The sequence below is a fragment of the Gluconobacter japonicus genome, assembly GCF_002723975.1.
In the GTDB taxonomy this organism is placed as follows: domain Bacteria; phylum Pseudomonadota; class Alphaproteobacteria; order Acetobacterales; family Acetobacteraceae; genus Gluconobacter; species Gluconobacter japonicus.
Window position 1 is genome coordinate 57,526 of sequence record NZ_BEWO01000002.1, and the last position, 25,086, is coordinate 82,611.

The 25,086-nt window shown below is 56.9% G+C and carries 21 protein-coding genes, 1 tRNA gene and 2 pseudogenes; 8 read left to right on the forward strand and 16 right to left on the reverse strand.

Annotated elements, in window-relative coordinates; genetic code table 11:
- Nucleotides 1-13: 13 nt before the first annotated feature.
- Nucleotides 14-1,045 (reverse strand): annotated as a pseudogene (locus GJA01_RS01615) (NAD(P)H-dependent flavin oxidoreductase); the annotation flags it as partial.
- 5 nt (nucleotides 1,046-1,050) lie between these two features.
- Entirely contained in the window at nucleotides 1,051-2,373 is a 1,323-nt protein-coding gene (locus GJA01_RS01620) for an aspartate kinase (RefSeq protein WP_010501509.1), read from the reverse strand.
- A gap of 174 nt (nucleotides 2,374-2,547) precedes the next feature.
- On the opposite strand from GJA01_RS01620, the gene ubiG reads away from it, so the two are divergent.
- Nucleotides 2,548-3,303: a bifunctional 2-polyprenyl-6-hydroxyphenol methylase/3-demethylubiquinol 3-O-methyltransferase UbiG gene (gene ubiG / locus GJA01_RS01625; RefSeq protein ID WP_062505654.1), complete on the forward strand. Its 756-nt coding sequence runs from the start codon at nucleotides 2,548-2,550 to the stop codon at nucleotides 3,301-3,303.
- Between the two features lie 42 nt (nucleotides 3,304-3,345).
- Here ubiG and GJA01_RS01630 read toward each other — a convergent pair whose 3' ends face one another.
- The 9 genes and pseudogenes from GJA01_RS01630 to GJA01_RS01665 form a co-directional block, all read right to left on the reverse strand.
- Nucleotides 3,346-4,617, reverse strand: coding sequence for a lactonase family protein (locus GJA01_RS01630; protein WP_010501507.1), 1,272 nt, complete (start codon nucleotides 4,615-4,617; stop codon nucleotides 3,346-3,348).
- A gap of 104 nt (nucleotides 4,618-4,721) precedes the next feature.
- A complete protein-coding gene (locus GJA01_RS01635) occupies nucleotides 4,722-5,207 on the reverse strand; it encodes a DUF2147 domain-containing protein (protein WP_062505653.1) in 486 nt (161 codons plus the stop codon).
- A complete protein-coding gene (gene grxC / locus GJA01_RS01640) occupies nucleotides 5,208-5,465 on the reverse strand; it encodes a glutaredoxin 3 (RefSeq protein ID WP_010501504.1) in 258 nt (85 codons plus the stop codon).
- A gap of 7 nt (nucleotides 5,466-5,472) precedes the next feature.
- Nucleotides 5,473-5,961: a ComF family protein gene (locus tag GJA01_RS01645; RefSeq protein ID WP_231875975.1), complete on the reverse strand. Its 489-nt coding sequence runs from the start codon at nucleotides 5,959-5,961 to the stop codon at nucleotides 5,473-5,475.
- Between the two features lie 75 nt (nucleotides 5,962-6,036).
- Nucleotides 6,037-6,213 (reverse strand): annotated as a pseudogene (locus GJA01_RS15475) (double zinc ribbon domain-containing protein); the annotation flags it as partial.
- Between the two features lie 42 nt (nucleotides 6,214-6,255).
- Nucleotides 6,256-6,438, reverse strand: coding sequence for a DUF3553 domain-containing protein (locus tag GJA01_RS01650; protein WP_051400821.1), 183 nt, complete (start codon nucleotides 6,436-6,438; stop codon nucleotides 6,256-6,258).
- A gap of 27 nt (nucleotides 6,439-6,465) precedes the next feature.
- The gene (pgmG, locus tag GJA01_RS01655; RefSeq protein WP_062505651.1) at nucleotides 6,466-7,872 is read right to left on the reverse strand and encodes a phosphoglucomutase/phosphomannomutase PgmG; all 1,407 of its coding nucleotides are present in this window, start codon (nucleotides 7,870-7,872) and stop codon (nucleotides 6,466-6,468) included.
- Complete coding sequence (gene galU / locus GJA01_RS01660) at nucleotides 7,872-8,750, reverse strand: UTP--glucose-1-phosphate uridylyltransferase GalU (RefSeq protein WP_010501497.1); 879 nt, start codon at nucleotides 8,748-8,750, stop codon at nucleotides 7,872-7,874. The genes pgmG and galU overlap by 1 nt, the downstream gene beginning before the upstream one ends.
- A 218-nt stretch (nucleotides 8,751-8,968) precedes the next feature.
- Nucleotides 8,969-9,054, reverse strand: a tRNA-Leu gene (locus GJA01_RS01665).
- A 75-nt stretch (nucleotides 9,055-9,129) separates the two neighbouring features.
- Between GJA01_RS01665 and lipB the strand changes: the two genes are divergently transcribed.
- The gene (gene lipB, locus GJA01_RS01670) at nucleotides 9,130-9,813 is read left to right on the forward strand and encodes a lipoyl(octanoyl) transferase LipB (RefSeq protein ID WP_062505649.1); all 684 of its coding nucleotides are present in this window, start codon (nucleotides 9,130-9,132) and stop codon (nucleotides 9,811-9,813) included.
- Here the strand turns inward: lipB and GJA01_RS01675 are convergent.
- Nucleotides 9,794-10,387, reverse strand: a complete 594-nt coding sequence (locus GJA01_RS01675; RefSeq protein WP_062505647.1) for a LolA family protein — start codon at nucleotides 10,385-10,387, stop codon at nucleotides 9,794-9,796. The two genes, lipB and GJA01_RS01675, sit on opposite strands and share 20 nt — an antisense overlap.
- Nucleotides 10,384-10,674 (reverse strand): BolA family protein, encoded by a 291-nt coding sequence (locus GJA01_RS01680; RefSeq protein ID WP_010501492.1) that lies wholly within the window; start codon nucleotides 10,672-10,674, stop codon nucleotides 10,384-10,386. Before GJA01_RS01680 ends, GJA01_RS01675 begins: the two co-directional genes overlap by 4 nt.
- 67 nt (nucleotides 10,675-10,741) lie before the next feature.
- On the opposite strand from GJA01_RS01680, the gene GJA01_RS01685 reads away from it, so the two are divergent.
- The 3 genes from GJA01_RS01685 (at nucleotide 10,742) to GJA01_RS01695 (ending at nucleotide 14,331) form a co-directional block, all read left to right on the forward strand.
- Nucleotides 10,742-11,356 (forward strand): J domain-containing protein, encoded by a 615-nt coding sequence (locus GJA01_RS01685; RefSeq protein WP_062505645.1) that lies wholly within the window; start codon nucleotides 10,742-10,744, stop codon nucleotides 11,354-11,356.
- 78 nt (nucleotides 11,357-11,434) lie between these two features.
- The gene (cobS, locus tag GJA01_RS01690) at nucleotides 11,435-12,451 is read left to right on the forward strand and encodes a cobaltochelatase subunit CobS (protein ID WP_062505643.1); all 1,017 of its coding nucleotides are present in this window, start codon (nucleotides 11,435-11,437) and stop codon (nucleotides 12,449-12,451) included.
- Nucleotides 12,452-12,456: 5 nt separating this feature from the next.
- Nucleotides 12,457-14,331 carry a cobaltochelatase CobT-related protein gene (locus GJA01_RS01695; protein WP_062505641.1) on the forward strand — a complete coding sequence of 625 codons (1,875 nt, stop codon included), beginning with the start codon at nucleotides 12,457-12,459 and terminating at the stop codon, nucleotides 14,329-14,331.
- Here the strand turns inward: GJA01_RS01695 and GJA01_RS01700 are convergent.
- Both GJA01_RS01700 and GJA01_RS01705 read right to left on the reverse strand, forming a co-directional pair.
- Nucleotides 14,300-15,712 carry a pyridoxal phosphate-dependent decarboxylase family protein gene (locus GJA01_RS01700; protein WP_062505639.1) on the reverse strand — a complete coding sequence of 471 codons (1,413 nt, stop codon included), beginning with the start codon at nucleotides 15,710-15,712 and terminating at the stop codon, nucleotides 14,300-14,302. The two genes, GJA01_RS01695 and GJA01_RS01700, sit on opposite strands and share 32 nt — an antisense overlap.
- A gap of 74 nt (nucleotides 15,713-15,786) precedes the next feature.
- The gene (locus GJA01_RS01705) at nucleotides 15,787-16,605 is read right to left on the reverse strand and encodes a DUF1217 domain-containing protein (protein ID WP_062505637.1); all 819 of its coding nucleotides are present in this window, start codon (nucleotides 16,603-16,605) and stop codon (nucleotides 15,787-15,789) included.
- A gap of 85 nt (nucleotides 16,606-16,690) precedes the next feature.
- On the opposite strand from GJA01_RS01705, the gene GJA01_RS01710 reads away from it, so the two are divergent.
- Entirely contained in the window at nucleotides 16,691-17,599 is a 909-nt protein-coding gene (locus GJA01_RS01710) for a DUF2125 domain-containing protein (protein ID WP_255312258.1), read from the forward strand.
- A gap of 19 nt (nucleotides 17,600-17,618) precedes the next feature.
- On the opposite strand, the gene mfd is transcribed toward GJA01_RS01710, so the two are convergent.
- The gene (gene mfd, locus GJA01_RS01715) at nucleotides 17,619-21,119 is read right to left on the reverse strand and encodes a transcription-repair coupling factor (RefSeq protein ID WP_062505633.1); all 3,501 of its coding nucleotides are present in this window, start codon (nucleotides 21,117-21,119) and stop codon (nucleotides 17,619-17,621) included.
- Between the two features lie 70 nt (nucleotides 21,120-21,189).
- Here mfd and recG point away from each other — a divergent pair, with 70 nt between their 5' ends.
- Entirely contained in the window at nucleotides 21,190-23,292 is a 2,103-nt protein-coding gene (gene recG, locus GJA01_RS01720; RefSeq protein WP_062505631.1) for an ATP-dependent DNA helicase RecG, read from the forward strand.
- 473 nt (nucleotides 23,293-23,765) lie between these two features.
- Complete coding sequence (locus tag GJA01_RS01725) at nucleotides 23,766-25,058, forward strand: putative bifunctional diguanylate cyclase/phosphodiesterase (RefSeq protein WP_253783454.1); 1,293 nt, start codon at nucleotides 23,766-23,768, stop codon at nucleotides 25,056-25,058.
- The last annotated feature ends 28 nt before the right edge of the window (nucleotides 25,059-25,086 follow it).

The following is a 25,086-nucleotide window of genomic DNA, read 5'->3' on the forward strand; positions in this document are numbered from 1 at the left end:
AATAACCTGACCAGGCGGGGGCGTGAACGCGGTCTTCCCGCTTTGCAATGGCTTCCACAGCCTGCTCCACGAGCGTAGCGATGATTTCGGACACCGGACGGATCTCCTTGACCATACCAACAGACTGGCCAGCCATGACAGACCCGTTATCGACGTCCCCATCCATCACGGCACGACGCAGCGCACCAGCCCAGAAGTGCTCGATGGAAAGCTGGGCATCTTCCTTGCTCACAGCGCCATTCTGGAACTTCTGGATCGTCTCAGCCTGATGCTTCAGGAAGCCACGGCTACCCGCATTGGCAAGACCACGCACCGGAATGACCGGGAACTGCTCGTCAAGCTGCACGGATGTCACGGCATCACGGGCATTGGCTCGCAGGAACGCCTTCTTGAAGTTCTCGTGTGCGATGCTCTCCTGGGACGCCGCGAAGATCGTTCCAAGCTGTGCACCGGAAGCGCCCTGCTCAAGATAGGACACGATGGCATCGCCACGACCCAGACCACCTGCCACAAAGACAGGAACGTCCTTGATGTGCGGCAGGATTTCCTGCGCCAGGACCGTCAGGGAAACCGGACCAACATGGCCACCTGCTTCCGATCCTTCAATAATGAGTGCTTCAATACCCAGCTTCACCAGACGCTTGCCCAAAGCCAGTGCAGGCGCAAAACCAATCGCACGCGCTCCGCCATCACGGACACGCTTGATCGTGGCACTGGTCGGCACACCACCCGCCAGAACAACATGGGAGACGTTATGTGCAAGACATACGTCCACCAGCCGGTCTAGTTCAGGATGCATGGTGATAAGGTTCACACCAAACGGGCGCTTCGTCAGAGCCTGCGTGGCAACGATTTCTTCCTCAAGGCGCTCCGGCGTCATCGCACCGCAGGCAATCACACCAAAGCCGCCAGCATTGGAAATGGCTGAGACAAGATTGCGCTCGCTCACCCAGGACATCGCGCCGCCAAGAATGGCGACTTCGCTGCCCAGAAAGTCACATCCCGGCTTCCAGAGGCGGTTCAGGGTTTCGCGGGCGTCCGTCATTGCACTCACGTAGAGGGTTCCTCTTTCTTATCCAGCCCGTACGCGGTGTGCAGTGCACGCATCGCAAGCTCTTTGTATTCCGAATCAATCAGGACGGAGATCTTGATTTCGCTCGTGGAAATCACCTGCACGTTGATCCCGCGCTCCGCCAGAGTGCCGAACATGGTCGCCGCAAGTCCGGCATTGGAGCGCATGCCAACACCAACAACACTGATCTTCACAACGTTGTGAGATGTCTCAAGCTCACCATACTGGATATCGGCATGAGCCTTTTCCAGAACAGCGCGGGCCGCCGCCTCGTCGCTCTTGCCGACCGTAAAGGTCATGTTCGTCATGCGGTCAACGCCCGTGCTCTGCACGATCATGTCCACGTTGATGTTTGCCGCAGCCAGAGGTCCGAAGATGGCCGCTGCGATGCCCGGACGGTCCGGAATACGCCGGACGGAGAGCTTTGCTTCATCATGCGAGCTGGCAATGCCCGCAACCAGTTCCTTCTCCACGATCTCGTCCTCATCCACCACAATCGACCCACTGTCATCATCCGTCTCGGAGAATGACGACAGCACACGCACACGAACTCCCTCGCGCATCGCCAGCCCGACACTCCGGGTCTGAAGAACCTTGGCGCCTACGGAAGCAAGCTCAAGCATCTCTTCATATGTGATGCGATCCAGCTTCCGCGCACGCTTCACGATACGCGGGTCCGTCGTATAAATTCCATCAACATCCGTATAGATGTCACATTGATCCGCATGGATCGCAGCGGCAATCGCTACCGCAGATGTGTCTGATCCGCCACGCCCCAGTGTGGCAATCCGGTTATCCGGACCTACACCCTGGAAACCAGCGATAACCGGCACAACACCATTATCAAGACATTTCAGCAGTTCAGTCCCGTCAACGCCATCAATGGATGCTTTCCCGTGCGCGTCATCTGTCACAAGCGGGATCTGCCAGCCCTGAAAAGAGCGTGACGGAACGCCGATAGCCTGTAGCGCAATAGCCACAAGACCACTCGTGACCTGCTCACCGGATGCCACGACAGCATCATATTCCTTCGGGTCCGCCAGCGGGTCCAGTTCGGCACAGTATCCAACCATCTGATTGGTCACACCCGCCATGGCCGACACAACAACAGCCACACGGCGCCCAAGCGCATGCTCGGCCTTGACTCGCTGCGCAACGATCCGGATGCGTTCAATTGTTCCGACGGACGTACCGCCGAATTTCATGACGATCGTTTTCCGTTTCCCGCTATCCACAGACATGGAAAGAGTATCGGCACGACCCGAAACCTGGTCGTGAACGGGAGTATCGGACATGGACATCGCGGATAAGGCTCCAGTACGTGTCTGGCGTTGCGCGCTCGGGTCTGGCATCGGATACGGCACAAACAGATTTGCCGGCCGGTCTTCTGAACAGACTCTGCCGGTCCACATACTCGTCTCGCCACGCCGCGTCCAGCCGACGGCATCATGCGGGCACACAGAAGGACAGTTCTGATGGCCTCAGAAACCGTTTCCGGAAGCACCTTACATCGTTCTTCCGTTTCCGATTCCGAAATTGCCCATTTCAGCGCACTGGCCAAAGACTGGTGGAACCCTCGCGGCCCGATGGCCCCTTTGCACGCCATGAACCCCCTGCGTACAGACTGGGTCTCTTCCCGGACGACTTCTCTCAAGCCGTCCGAAGGAAAACGCCTTTCCCTGCTCGATATCGGTTGCGGTGCAGGCCTCGCCAGCGAAGCCTTTGCAAAACTGGGGTTCGAGACGCTCGGCCTTGATGCAAGCCCGGACGGGATCGAAGCAGCACGCGCGCATCAGGCTAACTACCCACTGCCACCGAGTGCCGCCCCCCTGACCTATCGCAATGGCAGCGCAGAAGATCTGGTCGAGGAAGGCGTAGAATTCGACGTCGTGTCAGCTCTGGAAGTCATCGAGCACGTCAACGATCCGCAGGACTTTCTGCACATGCTTGCAGCCCTGACCCGTCCGGGAGGCATGGTTGCCGTCTCCACAATGAGCCGCACACCGCGCTCATTCGCCATGGCAAAGCTGGGCGCGGAATACATTCTGCGGATGCTGCCCGTCGGAACACATGATTGGAAGAAATTCATCAAGCCGGAAGAACTGGCAGCCATGGCCCGTAACGCCGGTCTGCGCATGACGGATATTGCCGGCATGAGCTACCTGCCCCCGCGCTGGCGCACGACCCGCGACACTGGCGTGAACTATATCGCAATGTTCACGAAGGGCTGAAACAAAAAAAGGCGCTCTGAAGAGCGCCTTTTTCATGAAAGGTCAGACCTGCGTATTCATGAACGCAAACGTCGTCGGGCTACCGACAGGTGTAAAGTTCTCCGTAAACGCAAGCTGGCCAGTGTTCTTGTCCACCTTGAAGGACGTCACCGCATCCGACCGCTGGTTGGCGCAGAACAGGAACGTTCCTGACGGATCGAACATCATGGCACGGCCATAATCGGCATGCATCCAGACTTCATCCTGCAAGGACAGCGTTCCATCCGCAGCAATCGCGAACACAGCCAGCGAATCGCCCAGACGGTTGGAGGCATAGACATACTTTCCGCTCGCCGAGATCAGAATTTCCGCAGCCAGCGTTGAACCACGGAAGTGCGGCGTGACCGTGCTGACGGTCTGAATATTGGTGATGACACCCGTCAGCGGATCGAAGCTAGAGACCACGATCTTCGAGTTCTGCTCACACAGATTGTACATGATGCGCCCCGAGTGATTGAACTCGAAGTGACGCGGCGCAGAACCAGGCTCCATATCGTAATACGGCGTCTTGGCCGGAATCAGCTTTCCGGTCGTCAGGTTCAGTGTCCAGACATAGACCCGATCCAGCCCAGCATCATCCGCAATCACAAATCGCCCACTAGGATCAGAGCGGATCATATGCGGATGCGATCCGGAATGATCTGAAACGGCGAAGTTGCCCTGCGGATTGTCGGCTGCACGCTCTGGCTGACGCGGACCAGTGTTATGAACGACGTCCGTTGCCTCTCCCAGAGAACCATCGCTCCGGATCGGCAGAACGGCCACACAGCCTCCCATGTAGTTCGCCACCAGAACATAACGGCCTGAGTGGTGCACACTCAGATGCGCCGGAACGGCCCCGCCGGAACTGACCACGTTCAGCTTGCGCAGGGAGCCGGTCTTCTGATCCACGGCAAATGCCGTAACAGACCCATGCCCATCCTTGTTGTAATCATCAATCTCGCTAAGAGCGTACAGGAAATGATTATCCGCAGACAACGTGATGAATGAAGGACTGGCAATATCGGTATAAGTCGTGATCGGCGTCAGAACGCCGGATTCACGATCCATTTCGAAGACAGCAATTCCCTGCCCGTTTCCCGCTCCGCCAGGCGGAGCATGCTTGGTGTATCCGCCGACGAAACAGACCGTCTTGGAAACAGGCTTCGGCGGCGGTGGCGGAACGGGAATGACTGTGGGCTCATCCGCCGCATGAGACGTTCCTGCAACACCGGCTGCAACGGCACCAGCAGCAAGTCCAAGCGCAAAATCGCGACGGGAAACGGGGTGGGACATAGTGGTTCCACGGTCCTTTCAGTTTGGCGGATGCCAAGGCCACATCGGACCTGCACATTCCTGAAAGACCATATCAGAAGGATACGGTCTGCCATGATAGTTTCTCAGTGAGGCTGCGGAGGCATCTTGCACTGCGCGCCAAAGGCGCCACCGGTATACCGGGTCCAGGTCTCGGTTTTCCCCAACAAAGGCATTCCCAGAACATAGCCCCGCAGCTTCAGGACATTCGGCTCTGAAAGCCAGATGTAGGCCTGATAAACACGTCCGCTCCGTGGATCAAGAATGTGACCACCCCATTTGTGGTCTTCAACTGGTACAAAGTCTGTCAACATCCATAAGCCGCACTCAGCTCGACCCCAGGTGTCTTTCGGCATTTCCCCATCATAGTCCATGCCGACCAGCTTGCCACACAGGGCATTCCCGTTGCTTCCACAGCGTTCGATCGAGAAGACACCATCCTTCCCGCCGGACAACCAAAGACCCAGTTCAGTAGGACCCGCAGCCGAAGAGACATCAGCGGTTGCCGCGGCCCGCCCCATTGAAGGAGACAGACACGCCAGCAGACCCGACAGGATCAATCCCCACCGCACTCAGACACCGCCAAGCAGGGAATCAAGCCGCCCTGCTCGATCCAACGCCACAATATCATCGCACCCGCCGAGAGGCGTTCCGTTCACGAAGACCTGCGGAACAGTTCGGCGTCCCGACCGCGCAATAGCCTCCTCCCGCTCCGGCGTGCCATGGGGCGCATTGATCTCTTGGAAAGCTACACCCTTCGATCTGAGGAGATCGACAGCATGAACACAGTATGGGCATCCCGGCTGCGTGAAAATTTCAATTTTTGACATATTGTTTTTACTCCTCGGGATACGGAACATCCCGTTCATCGCCCTTGCCGGTCCGGGCTGCAACGAGAATATCCACCGATAATGCTCCCGCCTTCAAGAGTGCATCCGCGCAGACAGACGCCGTTGCTCCGGTTGTCAGCACATCGTCCACCAATAGAACGGCCTGCCCCGCAATTCGTTTTTCACGCCCTGGCCGAACAACAATCGTATCTGCAATTTCAGCATAACGTTCTTTTGGAGAAAGCCGAGCAAGCGCTCTGGTTGCCCGCCTGCGCTCAAGCCCATCCAGCAAAGCAGGCACCTTATTGCGACGCGCCAGTCCATGAGCGAGAAGCGCAGCCTGATTGTAACGACGCCTCCACAGTTTCCCCCGGTACATCGGCACAGGCACCAATACTGTTGCCTGCTCCAGCAAGGCTTTTCCGGCCCTTCCCATTTCCTGGGAAAGAACGGCTGCATTTTCCGTTCTGTCAGAATATTTCAGAGGAAGGATCATCCGCCGCGACCAATCATCATAAACAAAGGCCGCACGCCCCTGACGCCAGACGGGAGGCTTCAGTTGACAGGAAACGCAGATTCTTCTGGCACCCCCATAAGTTTCATTGATCAGTGGCGTCCCGCACCGGTCACAACAAGGGGGAATAATGCGCTGGGCCGACGAAAAACAGTCAGAGCAGAATGCTCCCTCTGTCACGACATCGGCTCCACACCCGGAACACACCGGCGGAAGCGCCAAATCGAGAAGCATTCTGCAGCAGCGGGAGAAAAGTGGCGGCAGTATGTTTCGCAATCAGGACTGAACCAACTTTAGCGTCACCCGGGAAGCATCAATCAGAACCTTACCCTCGTTCTGAAAATTGACAGTCACGCGTTCCGCAATTGCAGACTGAACCTGCCCCCAACCCCATTCCGGATAGTCAGGATGCTGCACGATCTGGCCGGGCTCTAGAAAAGACTGAAATGGCATGGACATTCTCCTGTCCATGCCATGAAAGCCGCTTCAGTGCCCAGCGTTTTCGCCAGAAAAATCTGGCGCCACAAGACCTGACGCCTCAAGCTGAAATGCCAAAGCACCCTTCAGACGATCAAGCCCTTCGTGGGTCAAAGCCTCTGCCCGGGCAACCAGAACCGCCTGGGTATTGGATGCGCGCAAAAGCCACCACCCATCTTCAGTATTGACGCGCACGCCGTCAATTTCAGAAACGTCAGCGCCTTCACTCCGAAGGCGCTTTGCAACCTCAGCTATCACGTCAAATTTTCGCGTATCGGCACAATCAAAACGCAGCTCAGGCGTGCTGACTGTTTCTGGCAATGCACGTCTAACCTGTGAAAGCGGCTGCCCCAGTCGAGAGACAATCCCTATAAACCGTACTGCCGCATAAAGTGCATCATCGAAGCCGTACCACTTGTCGGCAAAGAAGATATGCCCCGACATTTCGCCCGCCAAAGGGGCCTTTGTCTCAGCCATTTTGGTTTTTACCAAAGAATGGCCGGTCTTCCACATCAGCGGCTGACCACCTGCTTTCTCGACTTCATCAAAGAAAACCTTGCTGGCCTTCACATCCGCAATAATTGTCGCGCCGGGATACTCCCGAAGCACATCACGGGCCAGAAGCACCAAAATCTGGTCCCCCCAGAGAATTTGCCCCTGATCATCCACCACACCGATCCGATCTGCGTCACCATCAAAGGCGATGCCAAGATCCGCACCTGTGTCCTTAACCTTAAGAATCAGTTCCTGAAGGTTTTTGGGAACGGTAGGATCGGGGTGATGATTCGGGAAATGACCGTCAATTTCCGGAAACAAGACCGTATGTTCACCTGGCAATTTTTCAACCAGCCGACACAGCACGTCGCCCGCAGCAGAGTTACCATTATCCCACACGACCTTGAGCGGGCGTGACCCATCGTAATCCTGAAGGAGGCGGGCAATATAAGCACAGGAAATGTCTTCACTGCGCGACGTTCCCTCAGTCGCGGGAACAACATTTCCTGCTGCAGCCAGATGCCCCAGTTCACGAATCTGATCTCCGTAAAACGGCTTACCAGCACTCATCATCTTGAAGCCGTTATAATCCGGCGGGTTATGGCTTCCCGTAACCATAATCGCGCCGTCAGCCTTCAGGGCAACGGACGCAAAATAGAGCATGGGCGTCGGGCCGCAGCCGATGCGGATAACATCCGCACCAGATTCTACGGCGCCTTTGACAAGGGCATCTTCAAGAGCAGGAGAAGACAACCTTCCGTCAAAACCAATGACAACGCTGCGCCCACCCTGCCGGATGACCATGCTCGCAAAAGTACGACCAATCGCAAAAGCGTCTTCAGGGTGAAGCGTTTTTCCAACAATCCCGCGAATATCATATTCGCGGAGACTGGTTGGATCAAAATCATGTCTGAAAGACATCAAACAGCGTCGACATACTTCTTGAGGAATGCCTTCACCGCATCACCCAGATCAGGGCGATCAATCGAGAAGGCAATCTGTGCTTCCAGGAAGCCCGCCTTGTCACCACAGTCATAGCGCGTGCCTTCGTAGCGAAGACCATGGAACGGAACATGCCCGATCATCTTGGCCATGGCATCCGTCAGCTGCACTTCGTTACCAGCGCCACGCTCCAGCTTGGAAAGGTGCTTCATCACATCAGCCGTCAGCACGTAACGACCAATGATCGACAGATTGGACGGCGCATCTTCAGGATTTGGCTTCTCAACCAGACCCTTCACTTCCACGAGGCGGCCGTCGTCCGCACCAACATCCAGAATACCGTAACGGTTGGTATGCTCACGCGGCACTTCCGTTACGGCAACGACATTGCCGCCCGTCTGATTGTAGGCATCGACAAGCTGGGCAACGCAGCTGCGGCCGCTCTTTACGATGTCATCCGGGAGAAGGATAGCGAATGGATCGTTACCGATAAAGGACCGGGCACACCAGATGGCATGACCGAGGCCCAGTGGCTCCTGCTGACGGACAGCCACAAGTGAGCCAGCCTGCACACTGCTGGGCTGCAGGGCTTCAAGCGCACTCTTCTTGCCACGCTCTTTCAGCGTTGCCTCAAGCTCGTAAGCGATATCGAAATAATCGATCAGGCTGTCTTTACCGCGTCCAGTGACGAGGCAGAATTCTTCGATGCCAGCTTCGCGCGCTTCATCGATGGCGTACTGGATCAGCGGCTTGTCAACGACAGGAAGCATTTCCTTTGGCATAGCCTTGGTCGCCGGAAGGAACCGCGTTCCAAGTCCTGCAACGGGAAGGACTGCTTTCTTTAGGGGCTTGATCACGAAACCTCACACATCAGCCAGAACAATCATCCGACCGCCGAGCCGAAGCTCACAACGCTCTGATGAAAACATAGAAAGGCATAACGGTGGATTAGCAGTCTGGCAATAAAATGGCACAGACGCAAAACACCACTCTGGATGCCTTAACTCTGGCATTCAGGAGGAGTTTTATTTTTGTGATTTTTTCGAGATTTTTTCCATTTCCCTCAAAAGGGAAATGGTGCGGCCGAGAAGACTCGAACTTCCACGGGGTTGCCCCCACAAGCACCTCAAGCTTGCGCGTCTACCATTCCGCCACGGCCGCCCCGTGACAAACCGTCTTGTGTAGTGCAAGACCGTCCGGTGAGGGGCGATATAGCCGAAGCCTGAAGCGAGAGCAATGACCAGAAACGATATTTGTGAAGAAATTTTGTGGAAAAAATCAGACGGGCTGACACCTTATCCTGAAGCTCTGGATTTCATGGCAACGCATTCTCGCCAAATCCATGAGGGCACTGCCAGCCCTCTCGTCTGGTTGGTGGAACATCCTCCGATCTTTACTGCGGGAACATCTGCCCGCCCGGAAGACCTCTACAACCCTCATGGATACCCGACCTACAGCGCAGGCCGTGGCGGACAATGGACCTATCATGGACCTGGCCAGAGATTGGCCTATGTCATGCTAAATCTTGGCCAGCAGAACGGCACCATCCCTCCCCGTGATCTAAGAGCGTTCGTCAAAGGGCTGGAACACTGGATCATCGAGACGCTGGCACGTCTCGGTGTGGAAGCCTTCACCCGTGACGGACGCATCGGCGTCTGGACCGTTGATCCTTTGAGCGGTCAGGAAGCAAAAATTGCTGCGCTTGGCATCCGCGTCAGCCGCTGGGTCAGCTGGCACGGTGTCTCGATTAATCTTGACCCGGCTCTGGACGATTTCGATGGAATTGTTCCCTGCGGCATCCGGGAATTTGGCGTCACGAGTCTTCGCCGCTTCAATCCAGCCCTGACCATGCAGGATCTGGACGAGGCGCTGGCCGCAGCATGGCCAGCGCATTTCGGATCTATCCCCCAGGAGGAGTGAAAACCGTGGGGGTAAACGCCACCCCCTCCTCCACGCTGTTCAATGACACGCTGAAACGGTTCTGACGGGCATCCACGCCCTGAAGACCCATGAGGGACAACTTACCGTCTATATCAGAGAACTGAAGCGTGAGAAGCCCCTGAGACGGGTTGTTTGCCTTAGCCACGGAAATCTGAAGCGATCCCTGCCCTCGCCTCACATCCGTGACCTGAATATCCCGATCAAAGCGGATCGGATGATGCAGAAGCAGGCCCAGCGGATTCCGCTTCAGAGACAGATGCGTCACGGCCCCACTGTCCATGTCATCCAGCACAAGATGACCGTCACCCGCGACAAGCTCCATGATGTGTGGAGTTACATAGTCGAGGCGCAGATGCCCAGGCATGTAAACGAATCGTCCAGAACTATGCCCCTCATCCGGACCAATCTGGTTGAATGACGCCCGCATCCCGGTCACACCGTTCATGTAGGTTTCAATGCGATGTACATCTGCCTGTTGATCAGCAGGAAGATGGCCATAGCCGCTCGTGGCGCAGCCAGACAGAAACAGAAGAGCCAGAAGAGCACGCTTCATGGAGTGGTTTCTCCGTGGAGAACAAGAGACAGGGCGTGTAGTCCCGTTTCAAACTCCCCGGCGAGCAATCCGTTCACCAGACGATGCCGGGCAATCCGGTTCAGACCATCAAACTTCGCACTGGTGATAGCGATATTGAAATGCGTTTCCCCCGGATTACCAAGAGCTTTTGCCCCGGCATGATGAGCGTGACGGGCACTGTCGTCATGAATTTCCAGAGCACTGGGCGCCAGTTCCCGCGTGAGAATTTCGGCAATTCTGTCCCGTCTTGTAAGGGGCTGTGTCATGGTCAATTAAATCCGACTTGGTTTGTCCGCTTGCATCAGGCGGCTCACATTGCCCATATCAGACACCATGCAGCGTAAATCTACCAGACATCGGGCCTTTGACCCCGATCCAGAGGCACCGGACCAGACCTGCGACCATCCGGGCTGCACGGAACGTGCCGGCTATCGCGCACCCCGCGGGCGGGATGCCCTGCGATCCTACTTCTGGTTCTGCCTTGATCATGTGCGCGAATATAATTCCCGCTGGGATTTCTACCGTGGCATGACACCCGGCCAGATCGAGGCCCATCTGCGGGCCGATACGTCCTGGCAACGCCCTTCATGGAAACTCGGTACCGGCACGGCCAACAAGGCTGAGTTCAACGAAGAGGATATTCTCGACCCGTTGGATATTCTTGGCGCCAGCCGTCGGAATCGTGCCGAACGGGCCAAGGAAACCGCCAGACAGCGTGCCGCCGCCAGTGGTCCACCAGAACCACTTCGCCAACCATTGGCCACACTGGATTTGTCCTGGCCTGTGTCCCTTGATGACGTGAAGACCCGCTATCGCGCGCTAGCGCGTCGTCATCACCCCGATGCGAATATCGGTGACCAGAAAGCTGAAGAGCGTTTTAAAGCCATTGGATCCGCGTATGCGGTGCTGAAAACGCATTTCAGTCGCGAGTCAGAGTTCGTTTCCTGATTTTCTCTCTGGAAGAATATGGCCCAAAGGCCCATCTTTTCAGAACATTCCTGAATTCAATGAAAGTCCGTCAGACCCATGAGTGATTTCGCGACGATCGACGCCCCGGAAACTGTCACCACCGCCGAGAGTTCAACTGTGCCAACCAGCGTTCTCGGTGCGCCTGACCTCATGGTGTCTTCGCGTGAGGTGTTTGGCATCAAGACGGATATTCAGGTGCCCGCCTACTCGGTGCGGACCGAGCACGTCCCCGATATCGACGAGTCCTACAAGTTCGATGAAGACACAACCCGCGCCATTCTTGCAGGCTTCGCGTACAACCGCCGCGTCATGGTGCAGGGCTTCCACGGTACCGGCAAGTCATCCCACATTGAGCAGATTGCAGCACGCCTGAACTGGCCCTGCGTCCGCATCAACCTCGACAGCCATGTGTCGCGTATCGACCTGATCGGCAAAGACGCCATCGTCCTGCGAGACGGCAAGCAAGTAACGGAATTCCGTGAAGGTCTGCTGCCATGGTGCCTCCAGCATCCCTGCGCGCTGATCTTTGACGAGTACGATGCTGGCCGCCCGGACGTGATGTTTGTGATCCAGCGTGTTCTGGAAGCCGAAGGTCACCTGACCCTGCTCGACCAGAACCGCGTGATCCGCCCGAACCCGGCGTTCCGTTTGTTCTCCACGGCCAACACGGTTGGTCTTGGGGATACGACCGGTCTGTATCACGGCACCCAGCAGATCAATCAGGGTCAGATGGACCGCTGGAACATCGTCGCCACTTTGAACTATCTGCCGCTGGAGCAGGAAGTCGCCATTGTCACGTCCAAACTTAAAATTGGCGCGGACGATAAGGACCGGACGAAGATGGTTGAGCGTATGGTGGCTCTTGCCAACCTGACGCGTTCCGGCTTCATGGCTGGAGACATTTCCACAGTCATGTCTCCCCGCTCCGTCATTGCCTGGGCAGAGAACGTTCAGATTTTCAATGACGTCGCTTTCGCCTTCCGCCTCACCTTCCTGAACAAGTGTGACGAAGCGGAGCGCGGGATTGTGGCCGAGTACTATCAGCGCTGCTTCAACGCCTCCCCGGTGGAGTAAAAGCCTTGTCAGCGCCCAAGAACTCCCCCCCTGATGAGAACCGTCAGGAGGGCTTCCGCCGCGCCACCATCGCGACCCTTCGCGCTCTGGGCGGTACGCCTGACCAGAACGTTGACTTTCAGGGCGTGGTCGTGGGCAACCGACTGCCAGCCCCTCCGGCACCAGACTCGATTCAGTTGCCTTACATGTCGCGCAGCATGCACGACCGGGAAATCCAGAAAGTCCGTGGTGCAGCCGATGCCGCGGCCCTGAAACTCCGCCACCACAAAGATGGTCTGGACACGCATTTTCCCGAGCCACAGGCTCAGGAAGCGTTCAGCGCGCTTGAGCAGGTCCGCTGCGAGGTTTACGGCTCCCGGCATATGGCAGGCGTCCGCGCCAATCTGGACCAGCGCGTCATCCAGCAATGCGCCGAGGCTGGCTGCAACCGCATGGCCACCAAGGACGATATGCCCGCAGCCATGGCACTTGGCCTTCTGGCCCGCGAGGCCATGTCCGGCGAACATGCGCCTTCACAGGCAGGCCCGGCTCTCGATGCATGGCGCTCCTCCCTTTCGCCATCTGCGCGTAGCGCTCTGGCTGAAATGGCCGAAACACAGGGCGATCAGACAGCATTCGCCAAGGCGATCACGCATCTTCTGGGTGCCTGTCAGCTTACCGAACTGCCGGAAGAGATTGAGCAGCAGGCTCCGTCTGATGATTTTTCAGAAGACGAGCAACAATCTGAAGACGATGCAGCCGTCCCACAGGAAGACGAACAGACGCCCGCAGGCGAAGAGCCGGATCAGGAAGACGGGTATCAACCCGAGAGCGGCGAAAGCGGCGTCACAGGTGAGACGGAAATGTCTTCCGACGCGCTCGATTCCCCTGAAACCGGCTCGGAAGAAGCCGCTGGCCCCTCCGATCAGACGGGCGATGGCACAAGTGCGGGCATAGCGTCGTCCTACAAGGCCTATACGACGAAGTTCGACGAGGAAGTCGGGGCGGCTGATCTGTGCGATCCGGATGAACTGGACCGTCTCCGGCAGCAACTTGACCAGCAGCTTGTTCAGCTTCAGGGCCTTGTGTCCCGGCTGGCACACCGTCTGCAACGCCGCCTCATGGCGCAGCAGCAGCGCCGCTGGGAGTTTGAGCAGGAAGAAGGCATTATCGACGCCGGACGCCTCTCCCGCGTCGTGACCAATCCGACCCTGCCGCTGTCCTATAAGTATGAAACCGAAATGGAGTTCCGCGATACGGTCGTGACGCTCCTGATCGACAATTCAGGCTCCATGCGTGGTCGCCCAATTGGTACAGCAGCCATCTGCGGCGACATTCTGGCGCGCACGCTGGAACGCTGTGGCGTCAAAGTGGAGGTTTTGGGCTTTACCACCCGTCAATGGAAAGGTGGTCAAAGCCGGGAACAATGGGTCAAAAACGGGCGCCCACCTGAGCCAGGCCGCCTGAATGATCTGCGGCATATCATTTACAAGGACGCGGATACCCCTTGGCGTCGGGCTCGGAAAAATCTGGGCCTGATGCTGCGTGATGGTCTTCTTAAGGAGAACATTGACGGGGAATCGCTGCTCTGGGCCTGGAAACGCCTGAAACGGCGCCCAGAGCACCGCCATATCCTGATGGTGATTTCAGATGGTGCGCCGGTAGATGACAGCACGTTCTCTGCCAATCCGCACAACTATCTTGAGAACCACCTGCGTGAGGTCATCAAGCGGATCGAGAGCGATCGCAACACGGAACTTCTGGCTATCGGGATCGGCCATGACGTAACGCGGTACTATCGACACAGCGTGACCATCAGCTCCGCCGAAGACCTGGGCGGAACCATGATGGCTCAGCTGAGCGAACTTTTTACGCCCGTCGGTCAGCGGCGAGCGCGATAACCGCGTCAAGCATACGGTCGGTATCGGCGGTCGTGGTGCGGTGATTGACGATCGCCGCCCTCACCGCCAGCCGACCGTTGATCCGTGTCGTGGACGGCGCTGCCACACCGCTTTCATGCAGGTCCTGCACAAGTTCGGACACGTCCTGATCTAACAGGCCATCAATCCCGAAACAGACAATATTCAGCGTCACTGGCGCCAGAAGAATAAGACCCGGTGTCATCTGGACACGATGTGCCAAGTTCGTCGCCACGCCGCAGCATTCTTCAACCATTTGCCCCATACGTTCGGAGCCATAATGGCCCAGCGTCATCCAGACCTTGAGCGCCCGAAATCCGCGAGACAGATCCGGCCCAAAATCACAGAACCATGGCGCACCGCTCGCCAGGCCACGCGGTTCGCGGGTCAGGTAATCAAGGGACTGAGCAAAAGCAGCCGCATGCGCTTTTCGATCCCGCACAAGAACACATCCCGCGTCATAGGGAACCTGTGCCCATTTGTGGAAATCGAAAGCCAGACTATCCGCTTTCTCAATACCGGAGAGCGCCTTCTGAAACCGGAACGACAGACAAGCCAGAGCCCCAAACGCTGCATCGACGTGAAACCAGAGCCCGTTCTCACGGGCAATCGCTTCGATCCCGGCAAGATCGTCAATCGCGCCACAATCCACGGTTCCAGCCGTTCCGGCCACCATGAACGGGATATAGCCCGCTTCACGATCTTCCCTGATCATACGCTTCAATGCGATCAGATCCATCCTGTGATCTGCGAGAACCGGAACTCGTCTGAGGGCATCGCTGCCAAAACCCGCCAGATCGAACGCTCTCGGAAGGCAACCATGAGCAGTCGTCGCGGCATAGCCGACCATCTTACGGCCCCCCGTGCCTTGGGAGCGCAAGGAAATATCCTGCGCGCGACTGGCTGTGATGATGCTGATGAAATTGGCCATGGAAGACCCGGTCACCAGACAACCAGAGCCGTCTTCCGGCATGCCCACCATCGAAAGAGCCCAGCGAATGACTTCGCGCTCGACTTCATTGGCAGCATGACTGCGCCCACCACAGTTAGCGTTCATACCGCCAGCCAGCATCTCCGCCAGCATCCCTACGGGCGTTCCGGCACCATGCACCCAGCCCATGAAACCCGGATGGGTGTTTCCGTTGCCATACGGAACAACAAAATCCGTGAAGCGACCATGCAGTTCTTCGAGAGACTGCCCCTGTTCGGGGAAACCGGTTCTGAGAGCGTCACGGGCGTCATGCGGCATAGACTGCCAGACGGGCCCTTCCCCCACATGCTCCATACGATCAAACAGGGCATCGAGCATCTGGTGCCCCATCGCGCGGATGCCGCTCCAGTCTTCAGGGTCCAGTCCCGCCACAAAGAGATCCTTTTTCGCTGCCAGATGTCTCTAGCCGCGATACAGACCTCCCGCTGCGATGTCACGCAGCAGGCTCAGAAAAGCGCTGAATAGAGGTTAGATGATGTTGAAGAGCTGCCGCCCGTAAACAGGGACAGAACGCCATCAGAAGATCCGCTGCTGCCGTAGAGGGTCAGCATGCTCGCCGGGGTTGTAGTCTTGTCTGGATTGACCTGAAGAAGCGCCAGATACTGCTCTGCAAACCGTTGCACACCACTCGATGTGCTCAGCCGCGACAGATCCAGCTTGTCACTCAGCAGACGCACCTGTTGATCATAATCCAGTGCACCGAACTGAGTAGTGTCAAACCCGGCTACCTTCTCAGCCACCTTGAGAAGCTTCGGGTCCGCCATGATATTCGTGAGCTTCGTGTCAGACGTCACGGTCCGGGTAAAATAGAGCGCATCGCCCAGACCCGGCGTCTCTTCCTGAACGCTGCTTTCATAGCCATTCGTCAGATAATTCTGCGTAATGGTGGAGACTGTATCGGCCGAGGCCAGCGGCGACGTGGACCAGTCTGAAAAAGCCTTGGCAAATGCCTTCCAGGAAGCATTGCCACTTCTCTGCGCCAGCGACGTGGAAGATGTCGGATCCTGCGTCATAAGCTGTTTCAGAACAGCCGTCTGATCAATGTTTGACGACATGTTGTAAGCGCCAAGAACAACTTTCAGCGCCTTGTAATTCTTAAGCAGCTGATCGGGCGTCGTAATCGAGGACGCCTCACTCGCGAATGTTGCAAGCCCCTGCCGGGAGTCGGAGCTTGTCTTCTCCCATTTATTCACGGCTGTCTGTTCGTCTTTGACGATGGACAGATACTGCGGCACCGCTGGCATGGCGGAAATGGACGAAGACATGCACACTCACCCGCAAGAAAGGATATTGGGGAACCATTGTCTCTCCATAATCCTAAGAGAGTCTTAACGATCTTGAAGCAACACGTTGTCCAAGAGACCGGACACCACCAGCACCGAGGGCATGATGTCTTTCCGCACCCTTCTTCTGACGGCCATCGCGACGGCTCTTCCAGCCTTCGCATCCTCCGCTTTCGCAGACACACTGCCCAATATCCCCGCCTCGTGCTTCACGTATTCGCTCAGCGGCCACCAGGCTGCATCACATGCGTTCTCCGCCTCAGGAATGCACGCAACCCTGACCGGCACCGGCATCGGGCTGGACATCGGCCCTGTCAGCCTGAAAGACCCAAAAGGGGCAGTTGAAGAATCAAAACTCGAACAGTTCAATGCGACTGCGGCCTATGCAGCCCTCAGCGCCTTCCGCGGCGGCCTAAGCCCGGCGTGTCAGGGTCAGGACGCAACCATCACGGTCCGCAATATCCATGAGGGTACCCCGGAAGCATCCTGGAGCAGCGTGAAGCTGTCTCGCCCCGGCCATACGATGACGATTCAGCACGCGACCATCAATGCCGTTGAGACCAATCCCGACCTCCGCATGAAGGTCAACGGGACCGGCATCCACGATTCGAAGCAGCCACTTATTCCCTCTGCACTCTCGGCTGATCTGACCGTTCACGGACTTTCCGGCGCGTCACAGCAGATCACCATCAACGCCCTGCACGCTATCTCCGGCAGCAGCACGGTCGATGGAACCGGAACCATCCAGATCGGATCTTCCGCAGCCACATCAACTGCCGACACGCATGTCAGCATCACAAACATTGCTGACCTGATCGAGAAAATTCACCAGACAGCACCGACCAAGGTCGTGACTGCCCTGACAATCGCCCGCCTGATGGGCCGCCAGAATGGCGACACCACCAGCTGGGACATTGCCCTTCAAGGTGGCGTTGTAACGGTTAATCGTATCCCGCTTCCAATCGCCGTTCCTTAAAAAGAACCGGAAGGCGCGTTCAGTCCACGTCTTCCATCTTCCGCACCAGTTTGCACAGAACGGTCGTCACCTTCTTTGCAAAACCAATCCGGGTGGCGTTCGTCATTTCCCGGATCACGGCCAGCTTGTGGTCCGGGCGAATCTTCACACCCGAGTCCTTCTTCCGGGTCGCCCAGTCGATCAGCCCGGCGGGATTGCGGAACCGGTTCTTGCGGAACTGAAGCACCATGCCCTTCGGCCCGGCTTCCAGACGCTCCACACCCGCTTCACGGCACAGCCGCTTGATGAGCACCACGTCCAGCAGATTGCCGACTTCTGGCGGCAAGGATCCGAAACGGTCCACAAGTTCAGCGCGCATGGCTTCGACTTCCGCTTCCCCATTCAGAGATGCAATGCGGCGATAAAGCCCCAGTCGAACAGGCAGGTCAGCAACATAAGTTTCCGGGATCAGAACCGGCAGACCCAGAATGATATTGGGCGTCCAGCTCTCATCCTCTTCAGCCTTGCGACCCCGCTCGCGACGCAGATCCAGAACCGCGTCTTCCAGCATCTGCTGATACAGCTCAATGCCAACTTCCTTGATGTGACCGGACTGCTCATCACCCAGCAGATTGCCAGCACCACGCAGATCCAGGTCATGAGAGGCCAGCGTAAACCCTGCGCCCAGCGAATCCAGCGTCTGCATAATTTCCAGACGCTTCTCGGAAGCCGCCGAAAGCGGGTTCGTCTGCGGCCAGGTTAGATAGGCATAACCACGCTGCTTGCCACGACCCACGCGCCCACGAAGCTGGTAAAGCTGCCCCAGTCCGAACATATCCGCCCGATGGATGATGATCGTGTTCACGCTGGGCATATCCAACCCGCTTTCCACGATATTAGTGGAGAGAAGGATATCGTACTTCCCATCCGCAAACTCGGTCATGACCCGTTCGAGTTCCGTAGGCGTCAGACGGCCATGGGCCTGAACGACCTTGGCGTCCGGTACGATCTCGGCCAGACGGTCCGCCATCCGGTCCAGATCCGCCAGACGCGGCAGGACGCAGAAGACCTGACCGCCCCGGAAACGCTCGCGCTGAATGGCCTCACGGATCATCACGCTATCGAACGGCGTAATAAACGTGCGGACAGCCAGACGATCCGTCGGTGGCGTGGCGATCAAGCTCATTTCACGCACGCCGGACAGGGATAGCTGAAGCGTGCGCGGCAATGGCGTGGCGGACAGCGTCAGGACATGCACGTCTTCACGCAGAGCCTTGAGCTTCTCCTTATGAGCCACACCGAAATGCTGTTCTTCATCGATAATGAGAAGGCCTAGGCGATTGAAGGACACTGTCTTGGCGAGCAACGCATGCGTTCCAATGACAATATCAAGACGGCCATCAGCCATCTCTTCGCGCACCTTCGTTGCTTCCTTGGGCGTCACCATACGCGACAACTGGGCAATCCGGACGGGCAGCCCTTCAAAGCGGGCGACGAACCCCCGATAATGCTGACGCGCCAGCAAAGTCGTCGGGACGACAACAGCCACCTGCATGCCAGACAAAGCGGCCACGAAGGCTGCCCGCAGTGCCACTTCCGTCTTTCCGAACCCGACGTCGCCACAAATCAGACGATCCATCGGACGTCCGGAACTCATATCTTCCAGAACATCCGCAATGGCGCGGGACTGATCTTCAGTCTCCACAAATGCAAAGCGCGCACAAAATTCGTCCCACAGACCTTCAGCAGGTGCCAGCGTCGGTGCTTCGCGCATCGCACGGGCGGCAGCGGTTCGGATCAGTTCACCCGCCATAACGCGGATGCGCGACTTCATCTTGGCCTTGCGGGCCTGCCACGCCGTACCGCCCAATTTATCAAGCTGAACACTGGCCTGCTCAGAGCCGAATCGGCTCAGAAGCTCAATATTCTCAACCGGGAGAAGAAGCCGCTGCTCTCCATCATAGAAAATGGAGAGGTAATCATGCGCCACCCGACCTTCGCGAATGGTCTGCAAACCCACATAGCGCCCGATGCCGTAGTCCTGATGAACAACCAGATCGCCTTCCGCGATTTCCCCAACCTGGGAAATAAACTGCTCGCCGCGCTTCTTGCGACGGGGTGGACGGGAGATACGCTCACCCAGTAGATCCTGCTCAGAAACGAAACACAGCCGGTCTGAGACAAACCCGCGCTCCACTCCAAGCACCAGCAGTCCAACCGTTCCGCGTGATATCCCCGCAGCCGACGGCCAGTCATCGTAGCTTTCCGTGGTCAGGCCATGTTCCTGAAGCAGATGGGCAATCCGCTCCCGCGAACCGCGGCTCCAGGCCGTCACATAGGTTCGTCGGCCAGACTGCGCCCAGTCTTCTACCTGCTTGCCGAACGCCTCGAACACGCCATCACGCGACCCATCCTTGGCTCGTGCGAAAAGCGGGCCTGGACGATTGCCCGCATCAATGCCGTCACCAAGGTCTGGTTTTGCAAAAGCGTTGAGCAGCACAGATGGCGTACGGGAGAGCATCGCGTCCCAGCCATGCCGATCCAGATATAGCCGATGTGGCGGAAGTGCCCGATATGGCATTTCCCCTTCACGAACGGGGACACGACGGGCCTCATAATGGTCCGCAATCATATCCAGCCGGGCTTTCAAAATATCTGGAGCGTGGCTGTCAAAACTGACGGCTGCATCAGGAAGATAATCCAAAAGCGTTTCCATCTGATGGCCATCGCCATCATGGAACAGTGGCAGATAATGCTCCAGGCCCGGATAGCGGCGACCGTCCGAAACGTTTTCGTAAATCGTATCCGATGCGGCAGTCGGGCCGAACGTATCGCGCCAGCCTGTCCGAAAGCGGCTGATGCTGTCCGGGCCCAGCGAAAATTCGGAAACGGGGCGGAGTTCGAACCGGGCAAGCTTTTCGGTCGAACGCTGCGTCCCGACGTCAAAAGCACGAATATTTTCGACTTCATCGCCAAACAGATCGAGACGGATCGGGTCCGGCGCACCCGACGGGAACAGATCGAAAATTCCGCCACGCGTTGCGAATTCGCCAGCTTCCATGACGGTATCCGTCCGGGTGTAGCCATTGGCGACCAGAACTTCGATCAGCATGGACTGGTCCAGCATTTCGCCGGTGGCCACGCTGATGGACTGCCCTTTGAAGGCTGAACGCGGGGGGACGCGCTGCAGAAGGCTGTGAACTGTCGTCAGAACAATCCGGCGCGCCTTGATCGGCTCCAGAAGACGACAGAGCGTTCCAACGCGCTCGGCCACAATGACGGAGTTCGGAGAGACGCGGTCATAAGGCAGGCAGTCCCACGCAGGCAGACGCAGGACTTCGACTTCGGGCATCAGATAGGCCAGCATGTCCGCAAGGGAGGCTACTGCAGCATCATCCCGGGCAACATGTAAAAGCGGCCCGTCATGTTCAGACAGTCTCTGGCGCAGCAGGAGGGCTACGCTTCCATCAGGTACACCCCAGACGGTTGGACCAAAGGATGCAAGTGGGATTTCACGGGTCATGGTTTCGTTTTGTTCCATCCTGCTCTTGCCCTATACCTGCCGTTTCATAGCCTGACACATCAAGAGGAGCCGGGGAGCGCCCGTTGCAATGCAGTCCGAACAGCCGTCTCCAGATCTTCTTGCCCCGCTCTTTGCACCCCTGACGTCCCTGCCCGGTATCGGGCCGCGACACGCCAGTCTGCTGGAAAAGATCGCAGGCGGACGGCGCGTCCTGGACCTGCTGTTCACTCTTCCCGAGCGGATCGTTGATCGTCGTATTCTGCGCACAGTTGCCGCCGGACACAATCTCGCGCCCGGAGAAATCCTGACAACGCGTGTCCGTGTCGTTTCGATGCGCAAAGCTGCACGCCCCGGACAGCCCTCCGTCATCCGCACAGAAGACGATACGGGACGGCTGGATCTGGTCTTCTTCCAGCAGAAGAATATGCCAGCTCCGACTGTCGGTGCGGAACTTCTTGTGTCCGGCAAAACCAGCCGGTTTCAGGGCGAACTGACCATGCCGCAGCCGGATCACGTTACAAGCTGGAGTAAGCGGGATAGTTTTCCTCGACTTGAGCCCGTCTGGCCCCTGACGGCTGGCCTGTTTCCCTACACGGTGCGCAAGGCCATGAAGGCTGCTCTTGCCCTCCTGCCTGATTTTCCCGAATGGCAGGACCCCGCTCTTGTTCACAAACGACGTTGGCTGTCCTTTTCACAAGCCCTCAGGCTCATACAGGCGCCGGAAAACAGTCCTGCTGATGTGGAATGGGCGCCTCTGCGTGAGAGAGCTTTGACCCGCCTTGCAGCCGACGAACTTCTAGCTGACCAGCTCTGTTTTGGCCTCGCACGCCTCAAAGCCCGCAGCCGGTCGGGCCGAAGCATGCCGGGAGATGGCACACTCCGCGCCGAACTCAGCCGTCGCTTTGGTTACCCCCCCACGGAGGCACAATCACGCGCCATCGCGGAAATCCTGAAAGACATGGCGTCGCCCACGCCCATGATGCGCCTTCTTCAGGGCGATGTGGGAGCGGGTAAGACATTCGTCGCCATGAATGCCATGCTTCAAGCTGTGGAATCCGGCGCTCAGGCTGCGCTTATGGCTCCAACGGAAATTTTGGCCCGCCAGCATTTCGAGACCCTTTCCCGCCTTTGTCCGACCGAATGCGTGTATCTGAGCGGGACCATCAAGAGTGCAGCACGCCGGGAAACGCTGGCCGCAATCGCCGATGGAACGGCCAAAATCGTTATCGGGACACATGCCCTTTTTCAGGACGGCGTCACTTTCGCGGATCTCGGGCTGGCAGTCATCGACGAGCAGCATCGGTTTGGCGTTGAACAGCGGATGAACCTCAGCGCCAAGGGCGAGGCCACAGACATTCTGGTCATGACGGCTACGCCTATTCCCCGAACACTCCAGTTGATGGAATGGGGGGAGATGAGCGTGAGCCGACTGGATTCAAAACCGGCAGGACGTCAGCCAATCCGCACAACGCTGCACAGCATGGATGCCATGCCGGAAATTCTCGCGGCCATTTCTCGCGCGATTGCAGATAATGTGCAGGTTTTCTGGGTCTGCCCGTTGATTGAGAACAGCGAAACCCAGTCCGCTGCTGCTGCCGAAGAGCGCTGGGCCATGTTGAGCGAACGCTTTCCCGGTATCGTCGGGCTAGCGCATGGCAAACAGGATATCGCAATCCGCCAGGCCGCTCTTGAAGCTTTCCGCCTGGGAGAAACCCGCATTCTTGTCGCAACCACTGTAATCGAAGTGGGTGTGGACATCCCGAATGCCTCCGTCATGGTGATCGAACAGGCCGAACGATTTGGGTTGGCTCAGCTTCATCAATTGCGCGGACGCGTCGGAAGGGGGGCAAAAAAATCGTTCTGCTTGCTGCTTCATGATGGCATGGCTACGCCAACTGCCGTCAAACGCCTCACCCTTTTACGCGACACAAACGATGGATTTATGATTGCTGACGAAGATTACCGGATTCGCGGCGGTGGAGACCTTGCAGGAAATCGCCAATCCGGCCTTCCCGGCTTTCGTCTGGCTCAAGGTGCACGCCTGTCTCTTCTGGTAACCGCCATGCAGCAGGACTCCGAACGAGAACTCGGCCGAAACCCTCACCTTGAAGGATCTCGAGGAGCGGCGCTTCGGACCCTTCTGTTTCTTTTTGATCGCAACGAACCAGACCGACTTTTGATCTCTGGTTAGAAGATCGTTAAAGATAAGTGTGTAATCCAAGCGTCTGAAGAAGGAACTTTTTCTACTTCAGATGGTTACAACGGCTTCAGAATACTGGGCATTAAAGTATGACGTTAACTGGTACAGATCGGCATGCGGCCTCTCTTTCAACTGGAAACATGCCTGCCAGTTATCAACCCATTCTCAGAGTGGCTCTCGCTATTACCGGAGTATCATCGGCAGCCGTCTACAATTTTTCCACTACTACAGCTTTGCCTGTAGAGATTTCCCGTATTGGTCCATCTTTTTCGGATCAGGTTCAAAATTTCCCATTTTCTGACCTATTTCATTCTTCTTCAGTCGTGAAATTCAAAGCCGAGGGCGGCTACAGTATCCACGGTGTAGCCATCGGTAATCCTGCGTCTCCGCGACAGATAGCTCTTTTGATATTCGCGAATGATGAAACCAAATTTCATTCTTCCAGCGACGCTGTACTCGAGGACATGGCCAAACTGATACGTAGCCCTGTCGAAAACTCCCCTTTCGCCATGCCTAATCGACTACAAACCCTCGAAGCCATTCAATCCCATATTGACCGAACAAAAGATCTTACGAAGCGCGCAAACTTTGGACTGATCTGGTTCAATCTCGATCACCTGTCTTTCATCAACGAAAGATATGGCTGGGATACCGCGGATCACATGCTGGAAGAGATTATCAGCCGTGTTGCTAATCTTCTCCCTCAAGGCAGTTTTTTCGGCAGCATGGGCGGAGGTAATTTCGTCGTTCTCACACCACCGGGTCACACAGCAGTGACGACGCGGTCTCTTATGACATCGATCCTGCACATATCAGACAAACCCATCTGTCTTGCAGAAATGTCCCTTCCTTTCTCTCTTTCCGTCGGCTGGGGCATGTTTCCCGAAGATGGAAAATCCGTTGAAGATCTGCTGACAGGTGCCAAGGCAGCATTGGTCGAAGCACAGAGAACTGGTGGCGGACATGAAAGACGCGCCTCAACAGAAAAAACAGAACTCCATCTTCAATCCTCCAGTCTTGAGCAGGACCTCGCCCAAGCCGCCGAGAAAAATGCCCTGTTCCTGAAATGGATGCCGATCGTCGATACAGCGTCCCAGAGAGTGATTGCCCATGAGGCTCTACTCAGATGGAACAGACCCGGTCATGGTGAGGTTTCGCCTGAACTTTTCATTCGATGCGCTGAAGAAGCCGGAATGGTAGAGGTTTTGGATACCTGGAGTCTTCGATATGCGTGCAAGGCAGCGGCACAGTGGGAAAAGCCTTACCGGGTCTGCGTCAATATTTCTCCCGTCTGGCTGGCAAGCGAAAGGCTTTCGAAACTCATTGCAGAAATCCTGCAGGAGACTGGTCTTGCCCCTAACCGTCTTCAGATAGAAATGTCTGAATCTCGCTTTTTTGGGCCAGAAGACATTACATTCCGCGAATTAGCGCGTGTTCGTGCACTCGGTGTAAGGCTTGCTCTGGATGACTTTGGCTCAGGCCATTCTTCTCTGGAGCGCCTACGATTTTATCCACTTGATCAGATCAAGCTCGACAGAGGCTTCATCAAGGGGCTGGGTGAAAATGATCGCGCCAATGACGTGATGTCTTCTGTTCTGGCTCTGGCTCGCGCCCTGAACATCACAACCTGCGCAAAAGGCGTGGAAACCGAATACCAGATGGCGTTTCTGGACGCCTACGGCTGCGAGGAAGTACAGGGATACCTGCTAGGCTCACCCGTTCTGGACCAGACACAGCCTCTCTCTCGCCCCGCATAAAAAAACCCCGGAGAACCGGGGCTTCAAA